The sequence below is a fragment of the Prevotella sp. MGM2 genome (assembly GCF_002933955.1).
Taxonomy (GTDB): domain Bacteria; phylum Bacteroidota; class Bacteroidia; order Bacteroidales; family Bacteroidaceae; genus Alloprevotella.
This window is the reverse complement of record NZ_BEWW01000056.1, coordinates 1-795: the sequence shown is the minus strand read 5'-3', so window position 1 is coordinate 795 and position 795 is coordinate 1. Positions and strand designations below refer to the sequence as shown.

1 protein-coding gene and 1 pseudogene are annotated in these 795 nt (G+C 50.3%); both read left to right on the top strand.

The window, feature by feature from the left end:
- Positions 1-594 (top strand): tetraacyldisaccharide 4'-kinase (locus C5S62_RS01400; RefSeq protein WP_145958206.1); only part of this gene is annotated, 594 nt, incomplete at its 5' end.
- Positions 557-795 (top strand): annotated as a pseudogene (locus C5S62_RS01395) (purine-nucleoside phosphorylase); the annotation flags it as partial. The gene C5S62_RS01400 and the pseudogene C5S62_RS01395, both read left to right, overlap by 38 nt.

The window sequence follows — 795 nt, the reverse complement described above, 5'->3', positions numbered from 1 at the left end:
TCGCATGACTGTCTGCTACCGGCTGGCCGGTTGCGTGAGGCACGTCGAGGGGCGCGCCGCGCACAAGTCATTGTCGTGACAAAGTGCCTGCCGGATATGACAGTAGCCGAGCGCAAAAAAATCTGTCGGGAACTTCGTCCGAGAAAGGAACAGAAAATATTTTTCACCACGCTTGGATATAGTCCGTTACATTTGCTTTTCGGCAAACGTATGGCAGGACAACCGGTGCAAGGAACACATGCTCTGGTCATTACAGGTATTGCACGTCCCGAACCGCTCCATCGGCATCTCCGTCAACAGGGAATGACGGTACATCCGCTCGTTTTTCCCGACCACCACGCGTTTACGGTGGCGGATATAGAAAAAATTAACAAAGCGTTTGGGAAACTTCCGGAAAACCGCATCGCAGTCACAACCGAAAAAGACGGCACCCGTCTGATGCCTTTTGCGTCTCAAATGGACCGTGAACTCAAACGGACATTCTGCATGCAACCCATAGAAATAAAGTTTATAGACACACAAGAAGAAAACGAATTTAACCAAATCATTATCGACTATGTTACAGAAAATAAAAGAAACAGCCGAATGGATTAAACAACACACGGCCTCACGCCCGACGACAGCCATCGTATTGGGAACCGGACTCGGCCGCTTGGCGGCGGAGATTGACATAATTGACGCTTTTCCTTACGACACGATTCCCAATTTCCCCGTATCGACCGTTGAGGGGCATTCCGGCCGCTTGCTTTTCGGCAAATTGGGCGACCGTGAGGTAATGGCTTTGGAAGGCCGTTT